Source organism: Streptomyces sp. NPDC003393, from assembly GCF_053589015.1.
In genome coordinates, this window is record NZ_JBSFRB010000094.1 from 1 (window position 1) to 3,218 (window position 3,218).

General features: G+C 68.5%; 1 protein-coding gene. It reads right to left on the reverse strand.

The genetic code is table 11. From position 1 onward, the window contains the following. Positions 1-278: 278 nt before the first annotated feature. The gene (locus ACWDUZ_RS38450; RefSeq protein ID WP_451636470.1) at positions 279-2,780 is read right to left on the reverse strand and encodes a Helicase associated domain protein; all 2,502 of its coding nucleotides are present in this window, start codon (positions 2,778-2,780) and stop codon (positions 279-281) included. Positions 2,781-3,218 lie beyond the last annotated feature (438 nt).

Consider the following 3,218-nt stretch of genomic DNA (forward strand, 5'->3'; position numbering starts at 1 on the left):
CGCGGCCAACTCCCCACCCAGCACACCCCGTCAACGACACACCCGATCAAACGGACACGCCACCGGCGAGTGAACCTGACCAAGCCCTACTAGTGATCCGGCGGTGGCTTGTGGAGTCCTCCCCGCCGACGCGGGGGTGTTCCGGCGTGCATGCTGCGGCCGTTCGGAAGGGCGATGTCCTCCCTGCCGACGCGGGGGTGTTCCGGCGTCACAGCCGTCCCACGCCGCCGTGCCGTCCTCCCCGCCGACGGGGAGTTTCTGACCGCCTCACCTGCCGTTCACCAGCGCATGCCGAGTTGGTCGAGGTCGGTGCGTCGTTGTGGGCTGAGGGTTGCGGCCCTCCTGCGGGCGTTGTTCACGAACTGGCCGAGTCCCACCGGCTCGCCGTCGACGTCCTCGACGTGTTTGCGGGGCACCACGAGGTGCCCCTCGCGGCTGTGGAACTGTCGGGCCGCGGTGATGTTCCGCGCCCACGCCGCGCTCTGCGAGCGGCGCGCAGGCCGCTTGTGCTCGCCTGCCGGCTCGAGTCCGAGCGTGTTTTCCAGGAGCCATTGCTGGGCCGGCAGCAGCTTGTCCCAGCCGTGCCGCTGCGCCGCGACCCATGCCCCCAGGTCTTCGCCCTGCACGATGACCTCGCCTGCGACTGTCGGGAGCGCTCCGCCGGCCTTGACGTGTGTGTGGGTAAGGCGGAAGGTGCGTTGCCAGGCGATGTCCCATCCGAGGGGGCACCACCCCGGGTCGATCGCTTCCAGCGCCTCCAGACGGCTTTCCGGGAGCTCCCCGGCCCGAGGGACGCCCGTCTCTCCGGCTGCGCGGCGTTCGGCGTTCTGGAACGTCTTGCGGGCCGCTGCGCGCAGGTTCTTGGCCCAGGTCCCAATCGGGTAGCCCTCCCAGACTGCGGTGGCCGGCGGCAGGAGGATCCCGCCGTGTGCGGCGGCGTAGGAGCGGGCCACGGCGAGGCCTTCGGCCCATGCGGTGTCCTGTACCGACCACACCATCCCGAGCGCCTCGAGCTCCGCCACACGCTCCGGCTCGAGTGTCCCGGCCGCGTAGTAGCGGCGCTGATCAGCGACCCATACCCCCAGGGGATGGCCGCTGATGCCCGCCGGCCAGTCCTCGGGCGTGACGAAGGTGTAGGGCACGCGCAGTTCGCTCTGCCCGGTCTCGCGTAGCCAGCGGGTGGCGGCTTCGATGCCGCGCCGCCAGTACGCGCGTTCGGGGTCGATGACCCGCAGGCGCACGAATTGGGAGAGGGCGACGGGGCCGCGTTCCTCGCTGAACCGCAGCACCCCGGCCGCCGCAGCCGTCAGCAGCACCCGCCCACCCTCGCCGCCGTCGTCCTGGCCGCCCGTGAACTCGTCTTCGTCACCATCGGGTTCGCCTTGCGGGCGAGCGTTGCGCAGGCGGGGGTCGGCGAGGGCTTCGATCGTGTCCGTGTCATGGGCTCGCAAAGCTCCGAGGATCTTGGCCAGGCTGCCGTATGCGTCCGAGGTGAGCAATTGATTCGGATCCTCGTCGGGTCCGAGGAATACCGGCACGATCAGCGTGGCCAGCTTTCCCTCACCCGGCTGCATACGCAGAGCCCGCCCGACCATCTGCACGATATCGACCATGCTGCCGCGCGCGTCAGCGAATAGCACCGCATCGCATTCGGCGGTGTCGACGCCTTCACCCAGAACACGAACGGAACTCAACACCCGCAAAGCAGCAGGCACATCCCGGCCCTCGAATTCAGCTCCTCCGAGGAAGTCCGAGGCAAATTCGTCCAGGACCTGGCGGCGGTGGTTGGGTGGGTGTTCGCCGTACAGCCAGTCCGCCCATACCCGCTCCGCCGGCGGGAAGGTGTCGGGGGCGTCTTCGGCGAGCCGGGCCGCGACCGGCGGCACCCCGGCGGCCATCGCCTCCGCCTCACCGATCCGACTGTGGAACGACAGCACCCGCCGAAAACGCTCCTCAACGGCCGCACGCATCAACCCCGTCTGCACGGCCGCAAGCCGCGCTCCACGCACGGTCGGCGAACCGGCGCCCTCGCTCGTGCTCGTGAGTGCGGCGTGCAGCTTAGGGTCGCGGATGTCCAGGCACAACAGCTGATAGGGCGCCACAAGCCCCAGCCGGATCGCCTCGGACAACTTCAGCTTGTAGGCCACAGGCCCGAACAGAGGCGAGTCCTCGTCCATGCTCGCCACCAGCCGGGACGCCTCACCCTCCGCCTCCCAGATACGCGCCGTGGCCGTCATGTACAGCCGTCGCACGGCCGGGATCTGCTGCTGGTCGTGCACCGCAGCCCACGGCTTGCCCGCATCCCCACTCGTCCGGTGCGCCTCGTCCACGACCATCAGGTCCCACACCGCCAGGCCGACCGCATGCGCCCGCTGCAGGATCCGAAGTCCCACAGCCGCATACGTGGCGAACACCGTCACCGTCTCCAGATCCCGTGTCCAGGAGACCAGTTCGTCCGGATCGGTCGTGCACGGCAGACCGTCGCTCTCCTCAGCCCGCAACGAGCAGACCCCCACCATCACGCCCCTACGCCCACCACGACGCCACGCACGGGCCGTCTGGGTGAGCAGGTCGAGTGTGGGTACAAGGACCAGCACCCGGCGGGCGGAAAGCCGGTTCGCGGACTCCACCGCTATCAGTGTTTTACCGGAACCGGTAGCGGCGATTACCTGCGTCCTCAACCCCTCCGGCGGCATTCGACCACCGGCCGGGACCGAAAGATTCCGAAGAACCCCATCAACCGCCTCAACCTGATGCGGACGCAACTCCATCTGCGGCATACTGTCCTCCAGTCGGACCGCCCTTGACGGTATTTCATGCCTTCAACGGGCTGGAACAGGAGTGCTTTTACAGCCCTCTAATCCCGCCGTTTTTGACAGCGCAGCGGGCCGCAGCGGGACCCGTCCAGTAGACCAGAAGACATCCGGGGAAGTAAAGTGACACACGCCGCCGTGACCACCTGTAGGCGATGCAGCGCCCTGACGGTTCCTCACCCTTCTTGAACCCGCAGAGTGACTCACCGTCACTACCCCTTGCTGTAGCTAGCCCTTGACGGGTGCGGAGCACCCGTCAACTCCCGTACGGGACTGCGGAGCAGGCCCGGGAGGGATGGGAATCCGGCGGAGCCGGATTCCCCTACGGGGCAACGGAGTTGCCCCGTAGTCCGGAACGGAGTTCCGGGCTCATTCCGCGCTTGCGCGGAATCCGCCGCGTAGCGG